We start from the raw sequence: 20671 nt of genomic DNA, 5'->3' as shown, positions 1-20671 counted from the left end.
TGGCCTCCGGTGGGTGGGCGGGGGAAGACACGGTGGGTGGGCGGGGGAAGACACGGTGGGTGGGCGGGGGACGACACGGTGTGGGTGAGCGGAGGTTCCAGCGTAGCCAGCGCCCGGGCGGGACCGTCCGACGCCGTCGCGGGCGCGACCGTAGGCTGCCGGGATGGGCGAGCTCATCCCCCTCTTCCCGCTCGGGACCCCCCTGTTCCCCGGCGTGGTCCTGCCCCTCCACGTCTTCGAGCCCCGCTACCGCCGGCTGGTCGACGACCTGCAGGCCCTGCCCGAGGACAGCGAGCGGCGCTTCTTCGGGGTCGTCGCCATCCGGCAGGGCTGGGAGGTCGAGCGCGTCGCGCCGGCGGAGGCGCTGTACGACGTCGGCTGCACCGCCCGGCTGCAGATGGTCCGCCCGCAGGCCGACGGCGGGTTCCGGGTGGTGACCGTGGGCGGGGACCGGTTCCGGCTGCTGGACGTCGTGGTCGCCGACGACCCGCCGTACCTGCAGGGCGAGGTGGAGTGGCTGGCCGACGAGGAGGCCGCCGAGGAGGCCGCGGCCGACACCGAGGGCCTGGTGCTGCCGGGGGCAGGCATCGCCGCCCCCGGCGGGGTGCCGGCCTGCGACGACGAGCTGGACGAGGTCGTCTCGTCGGTGGCCCGCGACTCCCTGGCCGTCCTCGCGCAGGGGGTGCAGGACCTCTTCTCCGACTACGTCGGCGAGGTCGCCGAGCTCGGTGCCGGCAGCGGCGGAGAGGACGCCGAGCGGGCGGCGCTGCTCGCGGCGGTCGCCGACGACCCGGTGGCGTTGTCCTGGCTGGTCGCCTCGGCGGCGCTCCTGACGACGGAGGACCGCCAGGCGCTGCTGGCCGAGTCGACCACCCGGCGGCGCCTGGCCGCGGAGTCGCGGCTGCTCCGCCGGGAGCTCACGCTGCTGCAGACGATCGGCGCCGTCCCCGTGCCGCTGCAGCGGTTCGCGACGCCGATGACGGTGAACTGACGCAGGTCAGCCCAGGGCCGCCGGTTCCGGCTGCTGCTCGGGCTCGCCGGCACCGCGGGCTGCTCCCCCGCCGGGCCGGCCGAGGGAGTCGTCGGCGTTGACCAGCACGCCGAGGACGTAGACCAGCAGCGCGACGAACGGCGCGACCGCCAGCGCCGGCAGCGAGCCGAGCTCGATCCCGGTGCTCACCCGCGCACCCACCTCGGTGAGCTGCTCCCGGGAGGGCCCGGGGGCGAGCAGCTCGCCGACCTGCCAGGCGACCAGCCCGGTGGCCGCGGTCCCCAGTGCCAGGGCGAGCACCACCGCGACCCCGCGCCGGCGGCGCAGCAGCCAGGCGACCAGCCCGGCCAGCAGGCCGGCTGCGGAGAGCACCAGCACGAACACCCCGTCGACGGCGGCGAGCAGCTCGCTGGACGGCGTGCCGACGGGGACCGGCCCGGCCTCGGTGATCCGGAAGTCTGCCCGAGGGGCGAGCACCCGCCACAGCACGCCCGCCGGTATGCCGGCGAGGGCCAGGCCCAGCGCGAGCACGACGGCACTGCGCCGGTCGGCACGCAGCTCGCGGCGGCCACCCCAGCGGGCATCCGGCGAGGGCCCCGGGTGCCCCGCGGGGAACGGCGGGCCGGGCGGGAACGGCGGGGTGCTCACGGACCCAGTGAACAACGGTCCCGCCGGTCCGCGCTCGGCGCCCCGGCTCAGAGGATCGCGACGCTGGTCGGCCCGAGCAGCGCCTTGATGTCGCCCATGAGCGCGGTGCTGGGCCGCACGCGGAGACCCTGGTCGAGCCGGAGCACCGTCTCCCGCCCCCCGTTGATGAGCTTCAGCTGCACCTCGGTGGTGCCCGGGTGGCTGCCGAGCACCTCGCGCAACCGCTCCACCACCGGCGGGGTGCAGCGGGCGGCGGCCATCGACACCAGCACCGGGCCGCGCGGGCCGTCGGTGAGCTCGGGGATGGTCACCTCGGACCCGAACAGCGAGGGCTGGTCGTCGCGGCGGCTGATCCGCCCCTTGACCACGACGATCTGGTCCCGGACCACCTTCTCCGAGACCTCCGCCCAGGTCTTCGGGAAGAACAGCACCTCGATGCCGGACTCGAGGTCCTCCAGCGTCGCGATGGCCCACGGCGCGCCCTGCTTGTTCGTGCGCGGCGAGACGGCGGTCAGGATGCCGGCGATCGTGACGTTGGCACCGTCCTCCACGCCACCGGCGTTGATCTCCGCGATCGGGGTGTCGGCGTTGGCCGCGAGCACGTGCTCGACGCCGTGCAGCGGGTGGTCGGAGACGTAGAGGCCGAGCATGTCGCGCTCGAACATCAGCCGCTCGCTCTTGGACCAGTCCGCGGTGGGGATGGTGATGTCCAGCGCGCTGCCGAACGGGTCGTCCGCCGGGTCGCCGGCGCCGAAGCTGCCGAACAGGTCGAACTGGCCCTCGGCCTCCTTGCGCTTGAGCCCCATCGCGGAGTCCACGGCCTGGGCGTGGATGGCGACGATGCCCTGCCGGGAGTGCCCGAGCGAGTCGAAGGCGCCGGCCTTGGCGAGGGACTCGATGACCTTCTTGTTGCAGGCGACCGTGTCGATCTTGCGCATGAAGTCGGCCAAGTCCTTGTAGGCGCCCTTCTCCTCGCGCGCCTTGACGATCGACTCCACGACGTTGTGGCCCACGTTGCGCACCGAGGCCAGCCCGAAGCGGATGTCCTGGCCGACGGCGGTGAAGTCCCACGACGACTCGTTGACGTCCGGGGGCAGGACCTTGATGCCCATGCGGCGGCACTCGGCCAGGTACACCGGCCGGCGGTCCTTGTCGTCCTGCACGCTGGTGAGCAGGCCGGCCATGTACTCGGCCGGGTAGTTGGCCTTGAGGTAGGCCGTCCAGTACGAGATCAGCCCGTACGCGGCCGAGTGCGCCTTGTTGAACGCGTAGTCGGCGAACGGGACGAGGATGTCCCACAGCGTCTTGATCGCGGCGGCGGAGAAGCCGTTGGCCTTCATCCCGGCCTCGAAGCCGACGAACTCCGCGTCCAGGACGGACTTCTTCTTCTTGCCCATCGCGCGGCGCAGCAGATCGGCCTTGCCGAGCGAGTACCCGGCGACCTTCTGCGCGATCGCCATGACCTGCTCCTGGTACACGATCAGGCCGTAGGTGCCGCCCAGGATCTCCTCGAGCGGCTCGGCCAGCTCGGGGTGGATCGGCGTGATCTCCTGCTGGCCGTTCTTGCGCAGCGCGTAGTTGGTGTGCGAGTTCGCACCCATCGGACCCGGCCGGTAGAGCGCGCCGACGGCCGAGATGTCCTCGAAGTTGTCCGGCCGCATCAGCCGCAGCAGCGAGCGCATCGGCCCGCCGTCGAACTGGAAGACGCCGAGCGTGTCGCCGCGGGAGAGCAGCTCGTAGGTGGCCTTGTCGGTGAGGTCCTTGCTGATCTCGTCGAGGTCCACCGGCTCCTTGCCGTTGGCCACGATGTTGCGCAGCGCGTCGTCGATGACCGTGAGGTTGCGCAACCCCAGGAAGTCCATCTTGAGCAGGCCGAGCGTCTCGCAGGTCGGGTAGTCGAACTGCGTGATGACCGCGCCGTCGGCCTCGCGGCGCATGATCGGGATGCTGTCGATCAGCGGGTAGCGGCCGATGATGACGCCGGCGGCGTGCACGCCCCACTGCCGCTTCAGCCCCTCCAGCTTGCGGGCCTGGTCGACCACCTCGGCCGCACCGGGGTCGGACTCGTAGCGGGCGCGGAACTCCGCGGCCTCCTTGTAGCGCGGGTGCGACGGGTCGAACACACCCGTCAGCGGGATGCCCTTGCCCATCACGTCCGGCGGCATGAGCTTGGTCAGCTCGTCGCCCACCGAGTAGGGGCGGTCGAGCACCCGGGCGGCGTCCTTGATCGCGGCCTTCGCCTTGATGGTGCCGTACGTGACGATCTGGCTGACCCGCTCCTCGCCGTACTTCTCCGACACGTACCGGATGACCTCGCCCCGGCGGCGGTCGTCGAAGTCGATGTCGACGTCCGGCATGGAGACGCGCTCGGGGTTGAGGAACCGCTCGAAGATCAGCCCGTGCTGCAGCGGGTCGAGGTCGGTGATGCCCATCGCGTACGCGGCCAGCGAGCCGGCGGCCGAGCCACGGCCCGGGCCGACGCGGATGCCGTTGTCCTTGGCCCAGTTGATGAAGTCGGCGACCACGAGGAAGTACCCCGGGAAGCCCATCTGGGTGATGATCCCGACCTCGTAGTCGGCCTGCTTGCGCACGTGGTCGGGGATGCCGTTCGGGTAGCGCTTGTGCAGCCCCCGCTCGACCTCCTTGACGAACCACGAGGTCTCGTCCTCGCCCGGCGGCAGGGGGAAGCGCGGCATGAGGTCGGCGCCCTCGGTGAACTTCACCTCGCACTGCTCGGCCACCAGCAGCGTGTTGTCGCAGGCCGACTGCAGGTCACCGGGGAACAGCGCCCGCATCTCGGCGGCGCTCTTCAGGTAGTAGCCGTCGCCGTTGAACTTGAAGCGGTTGGGCTCGTTGAGCCGGGACCCGGTCTGGATGCACAGCAGGGCGTCGTGCGCCTCGGCGTCCTCCTTGTGCGTGTAGTGCAGGTCGTTGGTCGCCAGCAGCGGGATGCCGAGGTCCTTGGCGATCGCCAGCAGCGCCGGGCGGGTCTTCTTCTCGATCGAGAGCCCGTGGTCCATCAGCTCGGCGTAGAAGTTCTCCCGCCCGAAGATGTCCTGGAAGTCCGCCGCCGCCTGGCGCGCCTTGTCCTCCTTGCCGGCGCGCAGCCACATGTTGACCTCGCCCGACGGGCAGCCGGTGGTGGCGATGAGGCCCGTGCCGTACTTCTCCAGCAGGTCGCGGTCGAAGCGCGGCTTGCGGTACTGCCCCTCGAGGCTGGCCAGGGAGGAGATGCGGAAGAGGTTGTGCATCCCCTCGGTGGTGCGGGCCAGCAACGTCATGTGCGTGTACGCGGCCTTGCCGCGGTTGGACCCGCCGTCGCCCTCCTCGTCGATGAGGTTGTCGCCGAAGTCGAACGGCGCGCGGTCGAAGCGGGAACCGGGCGTGTAGTAGCCCTCCATGCCGATGATCGGCTTGACCCCGGCGGCGTTGGCCTGCTTGTAGAAGTCGTAGGCGCCGAACACGTTGCCGTGGTCGGTCATGGCCAGCGCCGGCATCCCCTGCTCCGCGGCCGCCTTGGTCACCTCGGGCAGCTTGGCGGCACCGTCGAGCATCGAGTACTCGGTGTGCACGTGCAGGTGCGCGAAGGACGAAGAACTGCTCACGGGCGGTCGTGCTCCTCAACTGGTCGTGCGTGCCGGCCGGCGAGGACCGCGGCCTGCGACCGGCGGGGAAGACCGGTGGGGCGTGGCATCGGGGCGGGTCCTGCGGGGGTGCTCCGATCCTCGCACTGGTTCGTGTCTACGCCGAGGGTCTGACAGGACGTGTCTGCTCACACCGGACCGATCGGTCACACCTGGCTCAGCAGAGCTCGCGGCGCATCGTGACGTGCACGATGCCGGCCTCCTCGTACTCCGCGCCGACGGCCGCGTAGCCGGCCCGCTCGTAGAACCGCCGGGCGCCGACCTGGGCGTGCAGCTCGACGGCAGCCGCGCCCCGGGCCCGCGCCTGCCGGTGCAGCTCCGCGAGCACCGCAGCGCCGAACCCGCGTCCCCGGGCACTCGCGTCGGCGGCCATCCGCCCGATCACCGCCGTCCCCGAGCCGTCGTCCGGCAGCAGCAGCCGGCCGGTGGCCACCACCCGCCCGTCGTCGTCCCGGACGAGCGCGTGCACCGCCGTGGCGTCGCGGTCGTCCTGCTCGATCTCCGGCGGCACGCCCTGCTCGACGACGAACACCCGCGTGCGCAGGTCGACGATCTCGGCCCAGTCGTCGGGGCCGGCGACGTGGGCGCTCACCACGCGGGCCGCCCGGCGGGCAGCACCCGTGAGGGCACCAGCAGGAACCGGAGGTCGATGAGCGCGTGCAGCAGCACCGGCAGCAGCAGCGACCCGGTGTCCAGGTACAGCGCGGCCATGACGCCGCCGAGCACGCCGGTGAGCACGATCCCCGACCGCCCCTGGTAGGCGTGCGCCAGCCCGAACGCGACCGCGGCGACGAGCACGAGCAACCAGGCCGGCAGCCCGCCGGCGACCGCGCTCACCACGGCGAGGAAGAAGCCGCGGTAGAGCCACTCCTCGCAGACGCCGGCGGTGATGCCGACGACGGTGAACAGCCGCCGCTCCCGCGTCGTGCGGGGCAGCAGCGCCAGCGTGGAGTGGCCGGAGGGCTCCGCGTGCCGCCCCTCCCCCGGGCGGCGCACCGCGGCGGCCTCGAGCAGCGCCCCACCGCGCAGCGCGCGGGTCGAGGCGACGACGAACAGCAGCACGAGCAGCACCACCACCCCGGTGAGCGGCCCCGGCCACGACCGCGGCCAGGTGAGGCCGACGGCGGCCGCGCCGACGTCGGTGGCCCCGAGGAAAACCGCGAACGCCACCAGCGCCAGGCCCCACTCGAGCACCAGCAGCCGGCCGTAGAACGACCGGCGGGCGCCGGGATCGGTGCGCAACCGGCCCTCGAACCGGCGGTGCAGCACGTGCCCGGCGACCGGCTCCCCGACCACCAGGTAGGCGGCGGCGACGACGGCCGCCAGGGCCGCCGGCCCGAAGTCGGCGAGCGAGGTCGGCAGCCCGGTCACGGCAGCGCGGTCAGGCCTCGGCGCGCAGGACGGCCAGCGCGCCGGCGAGGTCGGGCGGGTACTCGCTGGTGAACTCCACCCACCGGCCGTCGGCCGGGTGGGGGAAGCCGAGCCGGACGGCGTGCAGCCACTGCCGCGCGACCCCCAGCCGGGCGGCCAGCGTCGGGTCGGCGCCGTAGGTCATGTCCCCCACGCACGGGTGCCGCAGGGCGGAGAAGTGCACGCGGATCTGGTGCGTGCGCCCCGTCTCCAGCTTGATGTCGACCAGGCTCGCCGCGGGGAACGCCTCGATGACCTCGTAGTGGGTGATCGACGGCCGCCCGCCGGTCACGACGGCGAACTTCCAGTCGTGCCGGGGGTGCCGGTCGATCGGGGCGTCGATGGTGCCCCGGGACGGGTCGGGGTGGCCCTGGACCAGGGCGTGGTAGCCCTTCTCGACGGTGCGCTCCTTGAACGCCGCCTTCAGGGCGGTGTAGGCGCGCTCGCTCTTGGCCACCACCATGACGCCGGTGGTCGCGGCGTCGAGCCGGTGCACCACGCCCTGGCGCTCGGCGGCACCGGAGGTGGAGATCCGGTACCCGGCGGCGGCCAGGCCACCGATCACGGTGGGGCCGTCCCAGCCGGGGCTGGGGTGGGCGGCGACGCCGACCGGCTTGTCCACGACGACCAGGTCGTCGTCGTCGTGGAGGATCGTCATGCCCTCCACCGGCTGCGGCGCGGGGGGCTCCCCCGGGGGCGGGGGCAGCTCGACCTCCAGCCAGCTGCCGCCGGTGAGCCGGTCGCCCTTGCCGCGCACCCGCCCGTCGACGACGACGGAGCCGGCGTCGGCGAGGTCGGCGGCCGCGGTGCGGGTCAGGCCGAACAGCCGCGACAGCGCCTGGTCCACCCGCTGGCCCTCGAGCCCGTCGGGCACGGGCAGGGCGCGGTGGGTGCCGGGAGTGCTGGTCACGTCCCCATTCTGCAGAAGGACCCCGTCCTCCTCACCACTCGCCAGCTCGCGGCGAGCCTCGGGACGGGGCCGACCCTCAGGTTGCGTCGGCCCGCTGCTGGTCACCGGCCCGCGAGCCGTCGAAGTCGATGCCGCGCAGCGCCAGGAGGGCTCCGAGGATCCCGCCGCAGACGATCGCCGAGTCGGCCACGTTGAAGATCGGCCACACCTCGCCGTCCGGGCCGAAGACCGACAGGAAGTCGACCACGCCGCCGCGCAGGAAGCCCGGATCGCGGAACACGCGGTCGACCAGGTTGCCCACCGCCCCACCGAGGACGAGCCCGAGCGCCACCGCCCACGCCGAGGAGAACAGCGAGCGGGCGGTGCGCACGATCACGACCGCCACGGCGACGGCCACCAGGCTGAACACGACCGTCCAGCCCTCGGCGAAGGAGAACGCCGCACCGACGTTGCGGTACTGGGTCAGGTAGAGGGCGCCGCCGAGGAGGCGGACGTCCTCCCCCATGTCGATCGTCGCGACGACGACGAGCTTGGTGACCAGGTCGAGGGCGAGCACGCCGAGGGCGAGCAGGAGCAGCAGCCGCGTGCGGGGCCGGCCTGCCGGACGAGCGGGCACGTCGGCGGGCCGGTCGGTCGGCGTGGACTCGGGCAGGACGGGCTCCTCGGCAGGCGGGCGGCGATCGTCGGTCACGCCGTCCCCGACGACGATAGCCGCGTCCTCCCCCGGTTCAGCCCGGCGCGGCGACCCAGACGGCGGTGTCGGGTGGCAGCAGGTCGTCGCAGGGCGCGCTGGCCAGCAGCACCTCGCCCCAGCCGGCCAGCGGCCGGGAGGAGGCGGTGAGGTTCACCAGGCAGCGGAACGACCTCCCCCGCTGGAACGCGAGCACGCCGTCGCCGGCGTCCAGCCATTCCAGGTCGTTCCCGGCCGTGGCGGTCACCCGGCGGCGCAGCCGCAGCGCCGAGCGGTAGAGGTTCAGCGTCGAGCCGGGGTCCGCGCGCTGCGCGGCCACGGTGAGCGGCCCCCACCCGGCCGGCTGCGGCAGCCACGGGGCGACGCCCGGCGCGGTGAAACCGAACGGCGGCCGGTCGCCCTCCCACGGCAGGGGCACCCGGCAGCCGTCGCGCCCGCGCACGGTGTGCCCCGACCGCTCCCACGTCGGGTCCTGGAGCAGCTCCTCGGGCAGGTCCTCGACCTCCGGCAGGCCGAGCTCCTCCCCCTGGTAGACGTAGGCCGAGCCGGGCAGGGCCAGGGTCAGCAGCGCCGCCGCGCGTGCCCGGCGCAGACCCAGCGCCGGGTCCGCCGGACCGGGGTCCGCCGGCGCACCAGCGCCGGTCGTCGCGGAGGTGTCGGCCCGCCCGAAGCGGGTGGCGTGCCGAGTCTCGTCGTGGCTGGACAGCACCCAGGTGGCCGGTGCCCCGACGGGTGCCAGGGCGGCCAGGCTGGCGTCGATGACGCTCCTCAGCCGCGCCGCGTCCCACGGGCAGGTGAGGTAGTCGAAGTTGAAGCTCGTGTGCATCTCGTCCGGGCGCACGTAGCGGCTCAGCCGCTCGGGACCGTTGACGACGGCCTCGGTGACGAACACCCGGTCGCCGTCGTAGGAGTCCCCGATCCGCCGCCAGCGGCGCAGGATGTCGTGCACCTCCTCGACGTCCCAGTGCGGGTTGCCCACCCAGGTCCGCGACTCGAACGAGGCGCCCGGCCCGTGACCGGCGTCCGGCAGCCCGGGCACCTTGGCCATGGCCGGGGCGGCGTCCACGCGGATCCCGTCGATGCCCCGGTCGAGCCAGAACCGCAGGATCGCGTCGAAGTCGTCGCCCACCCCGGGATGGGTCCAGTCGAGGTCGGGCTGCTCGGGGGCGAACAGGTGCAGGTACCACTGGCCCGGCCGCCCGTCGGCTTCCCGGACACGGGTCCACGCCGGCCCGCCGAAGGCGCTCACCCAGTCGTTGGGCGGCTCCTCCCCGTCCGCCCGCCCGTCGCGGAAGAAGTACCTCTCCCGCTCCGGCGAGCCCGGGCCGGCGGCCAGCGCCGCCCGGAACCACGGGTGCTGCTCGGAGGTGTGGTTGGCCACCAGGTCGACGACCACCCGCAGGCCCAGCGCGTGGGCCTCGGCGAGCAGCGCGTCGGCGTCGGCGAGCGTGCCGAACCGCGGGTCGATCCCGCGGTAGTCCGCGACGTCGTAGCCGCCGTCGGCCATCGGGGACGGGTACCACGGCGTGAGCCAGACGGCGTCCACGCCCAGGTCGACGAGGTGGCCGAGCCGCCCGCGCAGCCCCCCGAGGTCACCGACCCCGTCGCCGTCGGAGTCGGCGAAGCTGCGCAGGTAGACCTCGTAGACGACGGCGGCGCGCCACCACTCCGCCCCGGGCGTCAGCCGGCGCCCACCGGGGTCGCGCCGCCGCGGGCCTCGTCGACCTGGTCGACGCGGTCCTGGGCCGCCATCCTGGTCAGCTCGGCCCCCGCCTCGGCGTCCCGGGTCAGGTTCTCGCCGGTCTGCGGGTCGAAGACGTGGATCTTGCGGGCGTCGAGCCAGAACTCGGCATCCCGCCCCTCCCGGATCCGGCTCGTGGCGTCGATCGAGACGATGGCCTGCGTCCGGAGCTCCTCCGAGTCCAGCTCCCGCGACAGCTCGCGCAACTGGTCGGTGACCGCCTGCGGGGCGTCGTACGGGATGTAGGCGTACTGGGAGTCGCCGAGCCACTCCGTGACGTCGACCCGCGCGGTGAACGTCGACCCGACGGGGCGCTTCGCCTCGTCGACCAGCGACGCGTCCTCGAAGTACTCGGGCCGGATGCCGACCAGCAGCAGGTCCCGCCCGCGCACCTTCTCCGCCCGCGCCTCGTCCAGCTCGATCGCGCCGAAGGGCGTCTGCAGCGCGGTGCCCTCCAAGGAGGCCGGCAGGAAGTTCATCGGCGGGGAGCCGATGAAGCCGGCGACGAACAGGTTGACCGGCTGCTCGTAGAGCTCCCGGGGTGAGGCGACCTGCTGGATCTTGCCCTTGCGCAGGACGCAGACCCGGTCCCCGAGCGTCATGGCCTCGGTCTGGTCGTGGGTGACGTAGACCGTGGTGATGCCCAGGCGCCGCTGGAGCCGCGAGATCTCGGTGCGCATCTGGCCGCGCAGCTTGGCGTCGAGGTTGGACAGCGGCTCGTCGAACAGGAACGCCTCGGCCTGGCGGACGATCGCCCGGCCCATGGCGACGCGCTGCCGCTGGCCACCGGAGAGGTTGGCCGGCTTGCGCTCGAGGTGCTCCTTGAGCTCGAGCACGTCGGCGGCGTCGTTGACCCGGCGGCGCACCTCGTCGTCGGGCGTCTTGGACAGCCGCAGCGGGAAGGCGATGTTCTCGAACACCGTCATGTGCGGGTAGAGCGCGTAGTTCTGGAAGACCATCGACAGGTTCCGGTCGCGCGGCGCGAGGTCGTTGACCCGCTTGCCGCCGATGACCATGTCGCCGCTGGTGATGTCCTCCAGGCCGACGATCATCCGCAGCAGGGTCGACTTCCCGCAGCCGGAGGGGCCGACGAGGATCATGAACTCGCCGTCGGCGATGTCGAGGCTGACGTCGTTCACCGCCGGGAACCCGTCGCCGTACTGCTTCACGATGTGCTGCATCTCGATGGAGGCCATCGGTCTGTCCCCTCGGAGGTTCGGGTGGGTGCGGGGTCTGGGAGAGCCGTCAGCCCTTGACGGCACCGTTGGTGAGGCCGGCGACGATCCGGCGCTGGAAGAGCAGCACGAGGACCACGACGGGGATGGTGACCAGGACGGCCGCCGCCGCGATGGCCCCGGTCGGGTCCTCGAACTGCGAGGCGCCGGAGAACAGGCCGAGGGCGGCGGGCACCGGCCGGGCGGCCTCCGTGGAGGTCAGGACGATGCCGTACACGAAGTCGTTCCACGCGATGAAGAAGGCGATGATCGCGGTGGTGAAGACCCCGGGCGCGGCCAGCGGGACGATGACCTTCCGGAACGCCTGCCAGGTGGTGGCGCCGTCGACCTGCGCCGCCTGCTCCATCTCCCACGGGATCTCGCGGAAGAAGGCCGACATGGTCCAGATCGAGATGGGCAGCGTCAGCGACAGGTACGGGAGGATGAGGCCCGGCCAGGTGTCGTAGAGCCCGATCTGGCGCCACACGTTGAACAGCGGCGTCACGATCGAGATCACCGGGAAGATGGCCACCGCCAGCGCGGTGGAGAGGATCAGCCGCTTGCCCGGGAAGTCCAGCCGGGCGATGGCGTAGGCGGCGAACATGGCCAGCAGGCAGGAGATGGCCGTGGCGATCAGGCAGATGCCGAACGAGTTGCGCAGCGCCGGGAGGAACAGGTCGCTCGCGCTGCCGGTGAGGATCGTCTCGTAGTTGTCCCACGAGACGTTCGTCGGCGTGAACTGCCCGTTGGCGATGTCCGAGGGCGCCTTGAGCGAGATCGAGATGATCCAGGCGATCGGGAACAGCGCGTAGACGACGATGATCGCGCCGCCGACCCACCACAGGACCTTCTTGCGTGTGGACACCGGTTACTCCCCCCGCGCCGAGGACAGGTCGACCTTGAAGCCCTTGATGAACGCCATCGCGATGAGCACCACGGTGATGAACAGCAGCACCGACACCGCCGAACCCAGCCCGATCTCCAGCCGGGCGATGGTCTGCCGGTAGGCGAGGAAGGACACCGACTCGGTGCCGTTGGCGCCGTTGGTCATGATGAAGATGCTGTCGAAGACGCGGAACGCGTCGAGCGTGCGGAACAGCAGGGCGACCATGATCGCCGCCTTCATGTTCGGGATGGTCACCCGCCACAGCCGCTGCCACCACGTCGCGCCGTCGACCTGGGCGGCCTCCTGGAGCACCTCCGGCACCTGCGCGAGCCCGGCCAGCAGGAGCAGCGAGATGAACGGGGTGGTCTTCCAGATCTCCGCGAGGCAGATCACCAGGATCGAGGTGCCCCAGTCGCCGAACCAGTCGGTGTCGGCCGAGACGCCCGGCAACCAGGTGAACCAGGAGTTGACGAACCCGGTGTTGATGTCGAAGGCGAACTGCCAGGCGAAGGCCGACACCACCGTGATGACGGCGTACGGGATGAGGATGGCCGCCCGGACGACCGGGCGGATCGACCGCAGCGCCTTGGCCATCACCATGGCCAGGCCGAACCCGAGGACCAGCTCCACCGTCACGGTGACGACGGTGATGAGCACGGTCACCCAGATCGACTGCCACCACAGGGAGTCGGTGAGGATCACCCAGTAGTTGTTCAGCCCGGTGAAGGCCCGGTTGTCCGGGTCGGTGAGCCGGTAGGAGAAGAGCGACTCGTAGACCGCCTGCAGGATCGGGTAGGCGGTCACCGCCAGCATGACGAAGAACGCGGGGCCGGCCAGCATCCAGCCGAGACGGCGCTCGCTGCGCGACCGGTCGCTGACGGTGCCCTTCGGCGCGGAGACCGGAGCGGTCTTCTTGGTCGGCGGCAGCGTGGTCTGGGTCATAGCAGTTGCTCCCCTGCGAGAACGGCCTGGATGAGCTGGCTGGCCTGCTCCCCCGTCCGGCCCGGGTCGATGGAGGTCGCCGGGTGGTACGCGCGCTGCAGGGCCCCGGAGACCTCGCTGTAGTAGACGGTCTGCGGCCGCGGGGCGGCCTGCTCCAGCGACTCCCGGATCACCGGGGCCTGCGGGAACTCCTCCAGCACGTCGGGGTCGTCGTAGACCGACGCCTTGGAGGCCGGGTTGCCGTTGGTCGTGAAGTAGTACGCCTGGTTCTCCTCGGAGACGATGCACTCGGTCGCCTGGTAGGCGGCGTCGACGTGGTCGCTGAAGGCGCCGACGACGAGGTTGATCCCGCCGTACGGGGGCCTGCTCGGCTCGTCCTCCCGCACCCGCGGGTAGAGCGTCCAGCCGTAGTCCTCCGGCACGGAGGCCTCGAGCGTGCCGTCCTCGACCGCCCCCAGGGCCCGCGGCCAGACGAACGGCCAGTTGACCATGAACGAGGCGTCGCCCTCCTCGAAGTCGGTGACGTTGGCGTCCTCGCCCGCGGTCGTGAAGGCGGCCCCGCCGACGGCGCTGACGCTGCGCATCACCTCGGCCGCCTCGGTGGCGGCGTCGCTCTCCAGCCCCAGCTGGATGTCCTCCGGGTCCGGTGCGTTCTCCTCGATGATGTGGCCCCCGGCGGACTCGACGAGGGCGTTGAGCCACACGGTGAGGGCCTCGGCGCGGATGCCCTGCGCGGCGATCGCGGTGTCCTGCTGCTCCGCCACCTCCACCAGCTGCTCCCAGGTCACCGGCTGCTCCATGTCCAGGCCGGCGGCCTCGGCGACGGACTTCTTGAACCACAGCAGCTGGGTGTTGGCCCAGAAGGGGATCGCGACCAGCTCGTCGTCCCAGGTCGAGCCGTCGATCGCGCTCTGCACGACGTCCTCGGTGACCCGCTCGGCGACGTCCTCGGGCACGGGGGCCAGGAAGCCCGCCTCGGCGAACTCGGGGATGTAGGGCGGGTCCAGGCTCACGATGTCGATGGAGCTGTCCTCGGCCGCCAGCCGGCGGATGAGCTGCTCGCGCTGCTGGGCCGACTCGCGCGGCAGCTGCGCGGTCTCGATCCGGTAGGCGCCGTCGGACTGCTCGCTGCAGCGGGAGGCGATCTCCGCCTGGCCACCGGAGTCCGGGTTGATGTACCAGGTCAGCGTCGCGGTGCCGCCGTCGCCGTCGGACCCGCACGCGGCGAGCGAGGAGGCCAGGACCACCGCTGCCGCCGCGCCGCCGAGGCGGCGCCTGCCCCGGCGTTCCTGCGGTGACGACGGGGATCGCGGCTTCCGCCGCGTTCGGCCGGGAGCGTTCGGCACAGTCATCGCCTCCGTTGGCGCGTCCGGAACCGCAGGTCACCGCGTCGCGTGCAGTTGATCAGCGCGGCTCCACGAGAGTGGCGCAGCTCACAGCGGCTCGCAAATCAGCCCGTTGCCGTCCCGTGACCCGGGCGGCGCCGGTTCTGTCGTGTCGTCGCTGTCAGTTGCGACCGAGGGTCGCCGAAGGAGTGGTGACCTCCTCGGGCGTGCGGGGCAGCACGGTGGCGAAGTACGAGCGCGCCGCGCGCTCGGTGCCGACGTCCCGGCCCGCCCGCTCGGACAGGAACCACCGGTGCTCGAGCACCTCGTGGAAGACCTCGGCGGGGGCCAGCCGCCCCGCCAGGTTCGGGGGGATCGAGTCCACGACCGGCTGGTAGACCTCGGACAGCCAGCGCTGCGCGGCCACCGCCTCCGGGACGGGGTTCGGCGAGCGGCGCTCCACCCAGGCGCGGTAGGCCCGGATGTCGTTGAGCAGCCGCTGCGCCTGCCGCTCCTGCACCTCCAGGCCGGTCAGCCGGAACAGCTCGCGGCGGTTGTGCCCGGGCTCCGACACCCGCGTCTCCACCCGCAGCCGGGCACCCTCGGGCGAGGTCACGATCTCCATCTCGCCGACGTCGAAGCCGAGGTCGTTGAGCCGCTGGAGCCGCTCGGTCATCCGGTACTGCTGCTCGTCCGGCGAGAAGGTCTCCTCGCGGGTCACCTCGTCCCACAGCGAGGCGTAGCGGCCGGGCAGGCTCTCGGCCACCTCGATCGGGTCGACGTCCTCGGGCAGCAGGCCGCCGTACTGCAGGTCGAGCAGCTCGGCCCCGACCCGCTCCCGGGCGAGGTCGACGTCGTAGGCGCGCTGCCCCGGCGAGAGCCGGGCGTGCCGCTCGACGGTCTCGGCGTCGACCAGGTAGGCGGTGAAGGCGCCCGCGTCGAGCCGGAACAGCGTGTTGGACAGCGAGCAGTCGCCCCAGAAGACGCCGGCCAGGTGCAGCCGCACGAGCAGCACCACCATCGTGTCGAGCAGCCGCTCGGCGGAGTGCTCACCCCGCGGCCGGGAGAACAGCCAGCGGTAGGACATCGAGTACTCGAGGTACCGGGTGACGAGGATGGCCTCCTGGTCGCCCGGGCGGTCGACGCAGATGCCGAGCACGGTGACCGCCGGTAGCCCCTCCTCCTCGAACTGGCCCAGCAGCGCGTACTCGTGCCGGGCCAGCCGCTCGGAGATCTCCTTGAGCGCGTAGACGTGGCCGCCGGAGGCGACGAAGCGGACGACGTGCCGGGAGATGCCGCGCTGCGGGACGTCGAGCAGCAGCGCGGGGTCCCACTCCTCGAGCGGCTGGTCCCACGGCAGGCTGAGCAGACCGGCGGCCTCGGTGGCCGGCGGGCGGAAGAGGTAGCGCATCAGGACTCCTCCGAGGGTTCGGCGGCGCCCTCGGTCGGATCCTACGGGTGCGCGCCGGTCAGTCCGCGCCGCTCGGCGCGCCGGTCTCCCCCCGCCAGCCGGCCAGCCGCCCCGCCCGGCTGACCGCGCGCAGCCGCCGCTCGGCCTCGGCGCGGCTGCGGCGCGCGGACACCAGCAGCGCCTGGTCCCCGCGCATCAGACGCGTGTTCTCGTCCGGGACGAAGGCCCGCCCCTCGCGGACCACGAGGACCACGGCGGCGTCCTCGGGCAACCGCAGCTCCGGCAGGTAGACGCCGTGCAGCCGCGAGCCCTGCGGCACCGTGAGCTGCATGAGCTCGGCGTCGAGCTCCTCCAGCGGCGCGGACTCGACCTCGATGTCGCGCGGGGTGACCGGAGCTGCGATCCGCAGCCGCCGCGCCACCCAGGGCAGCGATCCGCCCTGCACCACGGTGAAGACGACGACCAGCACGAACACCGTGTCGAAGATCCGGGTGGCGCCCGGCACGTCGGCGGTGAGCGGGAAGGTGGCCAGCACGATGGGCACCGCGCCGCGCAGGCCGGCCCACGAGACGAAGGCCTGCTGGTGCCACGGCCACCGGAACCAGACCAGCGACAGGACGACCGACAGCGGCCGGGCCACGAGCAGCAGCGCGCCCCCGACCACCAGCGCCGGCCCGAGGGCGTCCAGCAGCCGGCTCGGCGACGCGAGCAGGCCGAGGAGCACGAAGAGCCCGATCTGGGCGAGGGTGGCCGTGCCCTCCGCGAAGCCGATGCTGGCCGAACGGTGCGGCAGCGCGGCGTTGCCCAGGACGACGCCGGCGAGGTAGACGGCGACGATCCCCGACGTGTGCGCCAGCGTGGCCGCGGCGAAGGCGAGGACGCAGAGCGCGAGCATCGCCAGCGGGTAGAAGCCGGCCAGCGGCAGCGCGACCCGCCGCAGCAGCTCGGCGCCGAGGCGGGCGATCGCCACCCCGATCACCGCCCCGCCGACCAGCTCGAGGACCATCTCCGCCCCGAGCAGCCACCACGCCTCGGCGTGCGCGTCGGTCAGGTACGCGGCCAGGGTGGTGACGAGCAGGATCGCCGGGGCGTCGTTGAGCCCGCTCTCCGCCTCGATGGCGGCCGCGAGCCGCCGGGGCAGCGGCAGCCGGCGCAGCGCGGCGAACACCGCCGCGGCGTCGGTGGAGCCGATCACGGCCGCGAGCAGCAGCGCGAACCCCCACGAGGTGTCCAGCAGCAGCACGGTGACCGCGGCGGTGACGCCGACGCTCACCGCCACGCCGACCGTCGCCAGGGTGAGCCCCGGGCCGATCGCCCGGCGGACGTCGGACCACCGGGTGGTCAGCCCGCCCTCGGCCAGGATCACCACGAGCGCGGCGACGCCGAGGGTCTGGGTGAGCTCGGCGTCCTCGAACTCGATGCCCAGGCCGCCCTCCCCCAGGACGAGGCCGAGGGCCAGGTAGAGCAGCAGGCTGGGCAGGCCCAGCCGGTCGGCCAGCCGCAGCGCGACGGCGGCGACGAGGACCACGAGCGAGCCCACGGCCAGCGCGAGGGCGACCGTCGTGTTCACCGCCCGCCGTCCCCCACGGGGGCAGTCTCCCGCACCCGCGTGTCCGGCCGGTGTCGTGCTCGGCACGGGGGCTGCGACCGGGTTTGCCGGTTCGGGGAGAATGGCGGCGTGAGCGCCCCCGCACCGACCGGTCCCTTCGCCGCGCTGCCCCCTCAGGTCGACCTCCCGGCCATGGAGCAGGCGATCCTGCAGCGCTGGGAGAAGGACGAGGTCTTCGCCCGCTCGGTCGAGGCCTCCGCGGGCCGGCCGCAGTGGAACGTCTACGAGGGCCCGCCCACCGCGAACGGCCGGCCGGGCACCCACCACATCGAGGCGCGGGCGTTCAAGGACGTCTTCCCCCGCTTCAAGACGATGCAGGGCTGGCACGTGCCCCGGCGCGCCGGCTGGGACTGCCACGGCCTGCCGGTCGAGATCGCCGTCGAGCAGGAGCTGGGCTTCGCCGGCAAGCCCGACATCGAGCGCTACGGCATCGCCGAGTTCAACGCCCGCTGCCGCGAGTCGGTCGAGCGGCACGTCGACGCCTTCACCGAGCTCACCCAGCGCATGGGCTACTGGGTGGACATGTCCACCGCCTACTGGACGATGGACCCCGCCTACATCGAGAGCGTCTGGTGGTCGCTCAAGCAGGTCTTCGGCAAGGGCCTGCTGGTCGAGGACCACCGCGTCGCCCCCTACTGCCCGCGCTGCGGCACCGGGCTGTCCGACCACGAGGTGGCCCAGGGGTACGAGTCGATCACCGACCCGTCGGTGTACGTGCGGCTGCCGGTCACCAGCGGCGAGTGGGCCGGCAGGGCCGACCTGCTCATCTGGACGACGACGCCGTGGACGCTGCCGTCGAACACCGCGGTCGCCGTGCACCCCGACGTCACCTACGTCGTCGTCCGCACCGAGCACGCCGGTGCGGAGGCGACGGTCGTCGTCGCCGAGCCGCTCCTGGACGCCGTCCTCGACGCCGACGCGCCCCGCGAGGTGCTGGCCCGGACCACCGGCCGCGACTGGGAGCGGGTGCACTACCAGCGCCCCTTCGAGCTGGTCGACTTCCCGGAGGGCGAGGACGCGCACTACGTCGTCCTGGCCGACTACGTGACCACCGAGGACGGCACCGGCCTGGTCCACCAGTCCCCCGCGTTCGGCGCCGAGGACCTCGCGGTCTGCCGCGGCTACGGGCTGCCCGTCGTCGTCCCGATCGACGCCACCGGCCACTTCCTGCCCGAGGTGCCGCTGGTCGGCGGGCACTTCTTCAAGGCCGCCGACCCCGCCCTCGTCGAGGACCTGCAGGCCCGCGGCGTGCTGTGGCGCGAGCACCGGTTCGAGCACAGCTACCCGCACTGCTGGCGCTGCCACACGCCGCTCATGTACTACGCGCAGCCGTCCTGGTACATCCGCACCAGCCAGATCAAGGACCAGCTGCTCGCCGAGAACGAGAAGACGACCTGGCACCCGGAGAGCATCAAGACCGGGCGCTACGGGGACTGGCTGAACAACAACGTCGACTGGGCGCTGTCCCGCGACCGGTATTGGGGCACCCCCCTGCCGATCTGGCGCAACGACGCCGACCCGTCCCGGATGGTCGTGGTCGGCTCGCTGGCCGAGCTCTCGGAGCTGACCGGCCGCGACCTCTCCGACCTGGACCCGCACCGGCCGTTCATCGACGAGGTCACCTTCACGCTGCCCGGCGAGGAGGGCACCTTCCGGCGCGTGCCGCAGGTCATCGACGCCTGGTACGACTCCGGCTCCATGCCCTTCGCCCAGTGGGGCGCCCCGTACCGCAACCAGGAGCAGTTCCAGGCCGCCTACCCGGCGCAGTTCATCGCCGAGGCCATCGACCAGACCCGCGGCTGGTTCTACTCGCTGATGGCGGTCGGCACCCTGGTGTTCGAGCAGTCCTCCTACGAGAACGTGCTCTGCCTCGGGCACATCCTCGCCGAGGACGGCCGCAAGATGAGCAAGCACCTGGGCAACATCCTCGAGCCGATCCCGCTCATGGACCGGCACGGCGCCGACGCCGTCCGCTGGTTCATGCTGGCCGGCGGCTCGCCGTGGTCAGCCCGCCGGGTCGGGCACGAGACGCTGTCCGAGGTCGTCCGCAAGGTCCTGCTGACCTACTGGAACACCGCCAGCTTCTTCACCCTCTACGCGGAGGCCAACGGCTGGGACCCCCGCACCACGCCGGCCCCGGCCCGCGCCGAGCGGCCGCTGCTGGACCGCTGGGCGCTGGCCGAGCTGGCCGCCGTCACCCGCGACGTCACCGCCGCGCTGGAGGACTTCGACACCCAGGGCGCCGGCCGGCTGCTCGCGGGGTTCGTCGACGACCTGTCCAACTGGTACGTCCGCCGGTCCCGCCGCCGCTTCTGGGACGGCGACCCGTCGGCCCTGGGCACGCTGCACGAGGTGCTCGACGGGCTGACCCGGCTCATGGCGCCGTTCACCCCCTTCGTCACCGACGAGGTGTGGGCGCGCGCCGTCGTCCCGGGCCTGGACGGCGCCGTCGACTCGGTGCACCTGGCCTCCTGGCCGCAGGTGGACGCCGAGGCGCTGGACGACGAGCTGGTCGAGCGCATGGCGCTGGTGCGGCGGCTGGTCGAGCTCGGCCGCTCCGCCCGCACCGCCGCGAAGGTCCGCACCCGCCAGCCGCTGGCTCGGGCGCTCGTGGCCGCCCCCGGCTGGGCCTCGCTCCCCCGTGACCTGGTCGCCGAGGTGTCCGACGAGCTCAACGTGCAGGAGCTGGCCGAGCTGTCGGGCGCCGTCGGCGCCGACCTGGTCGACGTGAGCGTGAAGATCGACTTCCGCACCGTGGGCCGGCGGCTGGGCAAGCAGGTCCAGGCGGTGGCCACGGCCGTCGCCGCGGCGGACGCCCGCGAGCTGGTCGCCGCCTACCGCGCCGGGACCGCCGCGGTCGAGGTCGACGGCGCCACCGTGCCGCTCGAGGACGGCGACCTGGTCGTCACCGAGACCCCGCGCGAGGGCTGGACCGTGGCCAGCGGCGGCGGCCTGACCGTCGCCCTGGACCTGGCGCTCACGCCGGAGCTGGAGCGGCTGGGGCTGGTGCGCGAGGTCGTCCGCCTGGTCCAGGAGGCCCGCAAGAGCAGCGGTCTGGAGGTCACCGACCGCATCGCGCTGTCCTGGACCGCGGACGGCGCCGTGGCCGCCGCGCTCGAGGAGCACGCCGAGCAGGTGGCGGCCGAGGTGCTGGCCCAGCGGCTGCAGCCGGGGACCACCGGCAGCGGCGAGGGCGTCGAGGGGCCGGAGGGCTCGCGCTTCTGGATCGCCCGGGCGTGAGGTCCGCCG

15 protein-coding genes are annotated in these 20671 nt (G+C 72.9%); 2 read left to right on the top strand and 13 right to left on the bottom strand.

Features of this window, described 5'->3' with window-relative positions; genetic code table 11:
• The first annotated feature begins 163 nt into the window (after nucleotides 1–163).
• On the top strand, nucleotides 164–991 hold the full coding sequence (locus tag DQ241_RS14985) for an LON peptidase substrate-binding domain-containing protein (RefSeq protein WP_113830997.1): 828 nt from the start codon (nucleotides 164–166) through the stop codon (nucleotides 989–991).
• A gap of 6 nt (nucleotides 992–997) precedes the next feature.
• Here the strand turns inward: DQ241_RS14985 and DQ241_RS14980 are convergent, their stop codons facing one another.
• From DQ241_RS14980 to DQ241_RS14920, 13 genes are all read right to left on the bottom strand, one after another.
• Nucleotides 998–1639 carry a DUF2567 domain-containing protein gene (locus tag DQ241_RS14980; RefSeq protein ID WP_113830996.1) on the bottom strand — a complete coding sequence of 214 codons (642 nt, stop codon included), beginning with the start codon at nucleotides 1637–1639 and terminating at the stop codon, nucleotides 998–1000.
• A gap of 47 nt (nucleotides 1640–1686) precedes the next feature.
• Nucleotides 1687–5244, bottom strand: coding sequence for a DNA polymerase III subunit alpha (gene dnaE / locus DQ241_RS14975; protein WP_113830995.1), 3558 nt, complete (start codon nucleotides 5242–5244; stop codon nucleotides 1687–1689).
• A gap of 196 nt (nucleotides 5245–5440) precedes the next feature.
• On the bottom strand, nucleotides 5441–5878 hold the full coding sequence (locus DQ241_RS14970; protein ID WP_113830994.1) for a GNAT family N-acetyltransferase: 438 nt from the start codon (nucleotides 5876–5878) through the stop codon (nucleotides 5441–5443).
• Nucleotides 5872–6654 (bottom strand): CPBP family intramembrane glutamic endopeptidase, encoded by a 783-nt coding sequence (locus DQ241_RS14965; protein ID WP_113830993.1) that lies wholly within the window; start codon nucleotides 6652–6654, stop codon nucleotides 5872–5874. The genes DQ241_RS14970 and DQ241_RS14965 overlap by 7 nt, the downstream gene beginning before the upstream one ends.
• A 10-nt stretch (nucleotides 6655–6664) precedes the next feature.
• The gene (locus DQ241_RS14960; RefSeq protein ID WP_113830992.1) at nucleotides 6665–7603 is read right to left on the bottom strand and encodes an RluA family pseudouridine synthase; all 939 of its coding nucleotides are present in this window, start codon (nucleotides 7601–7603) and stop codon (nucleotides 6665–6667) included.
• A 76-nt stretch (nucleotides 7604–7679) separates the two neighbouring features.
• The gene (gene lspA, locus DQ241_RS14955) at nucleotides 7680–8294 is read right to left on the bottom strand and encodes a signal peptidase II (protein ID WP_113830991.1); all 615 of its coding nucleotides are present in this window, start codon (nucleotides 8292–8294) and stop codon (nucleotides 7680–7682) included.
• Between the two features lie 37 nt (nucleotides 8295–8331).
• The gene (locus DQ241_RS14950) at nucleotides 8332–9927 is read right to left on the bottom strand and encodes a glycoside hydrolase family 13 protein (RefSeq protein WP_304554979.1); all 1596 of its coding nucleotides are present in this window, start codon (nucleotides 9925–9927) and stop codon (nucleotides 8332–8334) included.
• 47 nt (nucleotides 9928–9974) lie between these two features.
• On the bottom strand, nucleotides 9975–11231 hold the full coding sequence (locus tag DQ241_RS14945; RefSeq protein WP_113830990.1) for an ABC transporter ATP-binding protein: 1257 nt from the start codon (nucleotides 11229–11231) through the stop codon (nucleotides 9975–9977).
• A 49-nt stretch (nucleotides 11232–11280) separates the two neighbouring features.
• Nucleotides 11281–12114 (bottom strand): carbohydrate ABC transporter permease, encoded by an 834-nt coding sequence (locus DQ241_RS14940; RefSeq protein WP_113830989.1) that lies wholly within the window; start codon nucleotides 12112–12114, stop codon nucleotides 11281–11283.
• Between the two features lie 3 nt (nucleotides 12115–12117).
• Nucleotides 12118–13077 carry a carbohydrate ABC transporter permease gene (locus tag DQ241_RS14935; RefSeq protein WP_113830988.1) on the bottom strand — a complete coding sequence of 320 codons (960 nt, stop codon included), beginning with the start codon at nucleotides 13075–13077 and terminating at the stop codon, nucleotides 12118–12120.
• Nucleotides 13074–14324: an extracellular solute-binding protein gene (locus DQ241_RS14930; protein ID WP_233492451.1), complete on the bottom strand. Its 1251-nt coding sequence runs from the start codon at nucleotides 14322–14324 to the stop codon at nucleotides 13074–13076. Before DQ241_RS14930 ends, DQ241_RS14935 begins: the two co-directional genes overlap by 4 nt.
• Before the next feature lie 259 nt (nucleotides 14325–14583).
• On the bottom strand, nucleotides 14584–15813 hold the full coding sequence (locus DQ241_RS14925) for a DUF4032 domain-containing protein (protein WP_113830986.1): 1230 nt from the start codon (nucleotides 15811–15813) through the stop codon (nucleotides 14584–14586).
• A 58-nt stretch (nucleotides 15814–15871) separates the two neighbouring features.
• Nucleotides 15872–17383, bottom strand: a complete 1512-nt coding sequence (locus DQ241_RS14920; protein ID WP_113830985.1) for a potassium/proton antiporter — start codon at nucleotides 17381–17383, stop codon at nucleotides 15872–15874.
• A 108-nt stretch (nucleotides 17384–17491) separates the two neighbouring features.
• Between DQ241_RS14920 and ileS the strand changes: the two genes are divergently transcribed.
• Nucleotides 17492–20662, top strand: a complete 3171-nt coding sequence (gene ileS / locus DQ241_RS14915; RefSeq protein ID WP_199584586.1) for an isoleucine--tRNA ligase — start codon at nucleotides 17492–17494, stop codon at nucleotides 20660–20662.
• Nucleotides 20663–20671: the final 9 nt, after the last annotated feature.

Origin of the sequence: Blastococcus sp. TF02A-30, from assembly GCF_003319185.1 — a bacterium.
In the GTDB taxonomy this organism is placed as follows: domain Bacteria; phylum Actinomycetota; class Actinomycetes; order Mycobacteriales; family Geodermatophilaceae; genus Blastococcus.
This window is presented reverse-complemented; position numbering and strand designations above follow the sequence as displayed.

Bases quoted from the DNA above. Each gene is read 5' to 3' on its own strand.
- DQ241_RS14985 (WP_113830997.1), top strand. From the start codon at position 164: ATGGGCGAGCTCATCCCCCTCTTCCCGCTCGGGACCCCCCTGTTCCCC.
- DQ241_RS14945 (WP_113830990.1), bottom strand. From the start codon at position 11,231: ATGGCCTCCATCGAGATGCAGCACATCGTGAAGCAGTACGGCGACGGG.
- DQ241_RS14935 (WP_113830988.1), bottom strand. From the start codon at position 13,077: ATGACCCAGACCACGCTGCCGCCGACCAAGAAGACCGCTCCGGTCTCC.
- DQ241_RS14925 (WP_113830986.1), bottom strand. From the start codon at position 15,813: ATGCGCTACCTCTTCCGCCCGCCGGCCACCGAGGCCGCCGGTCTGCTC.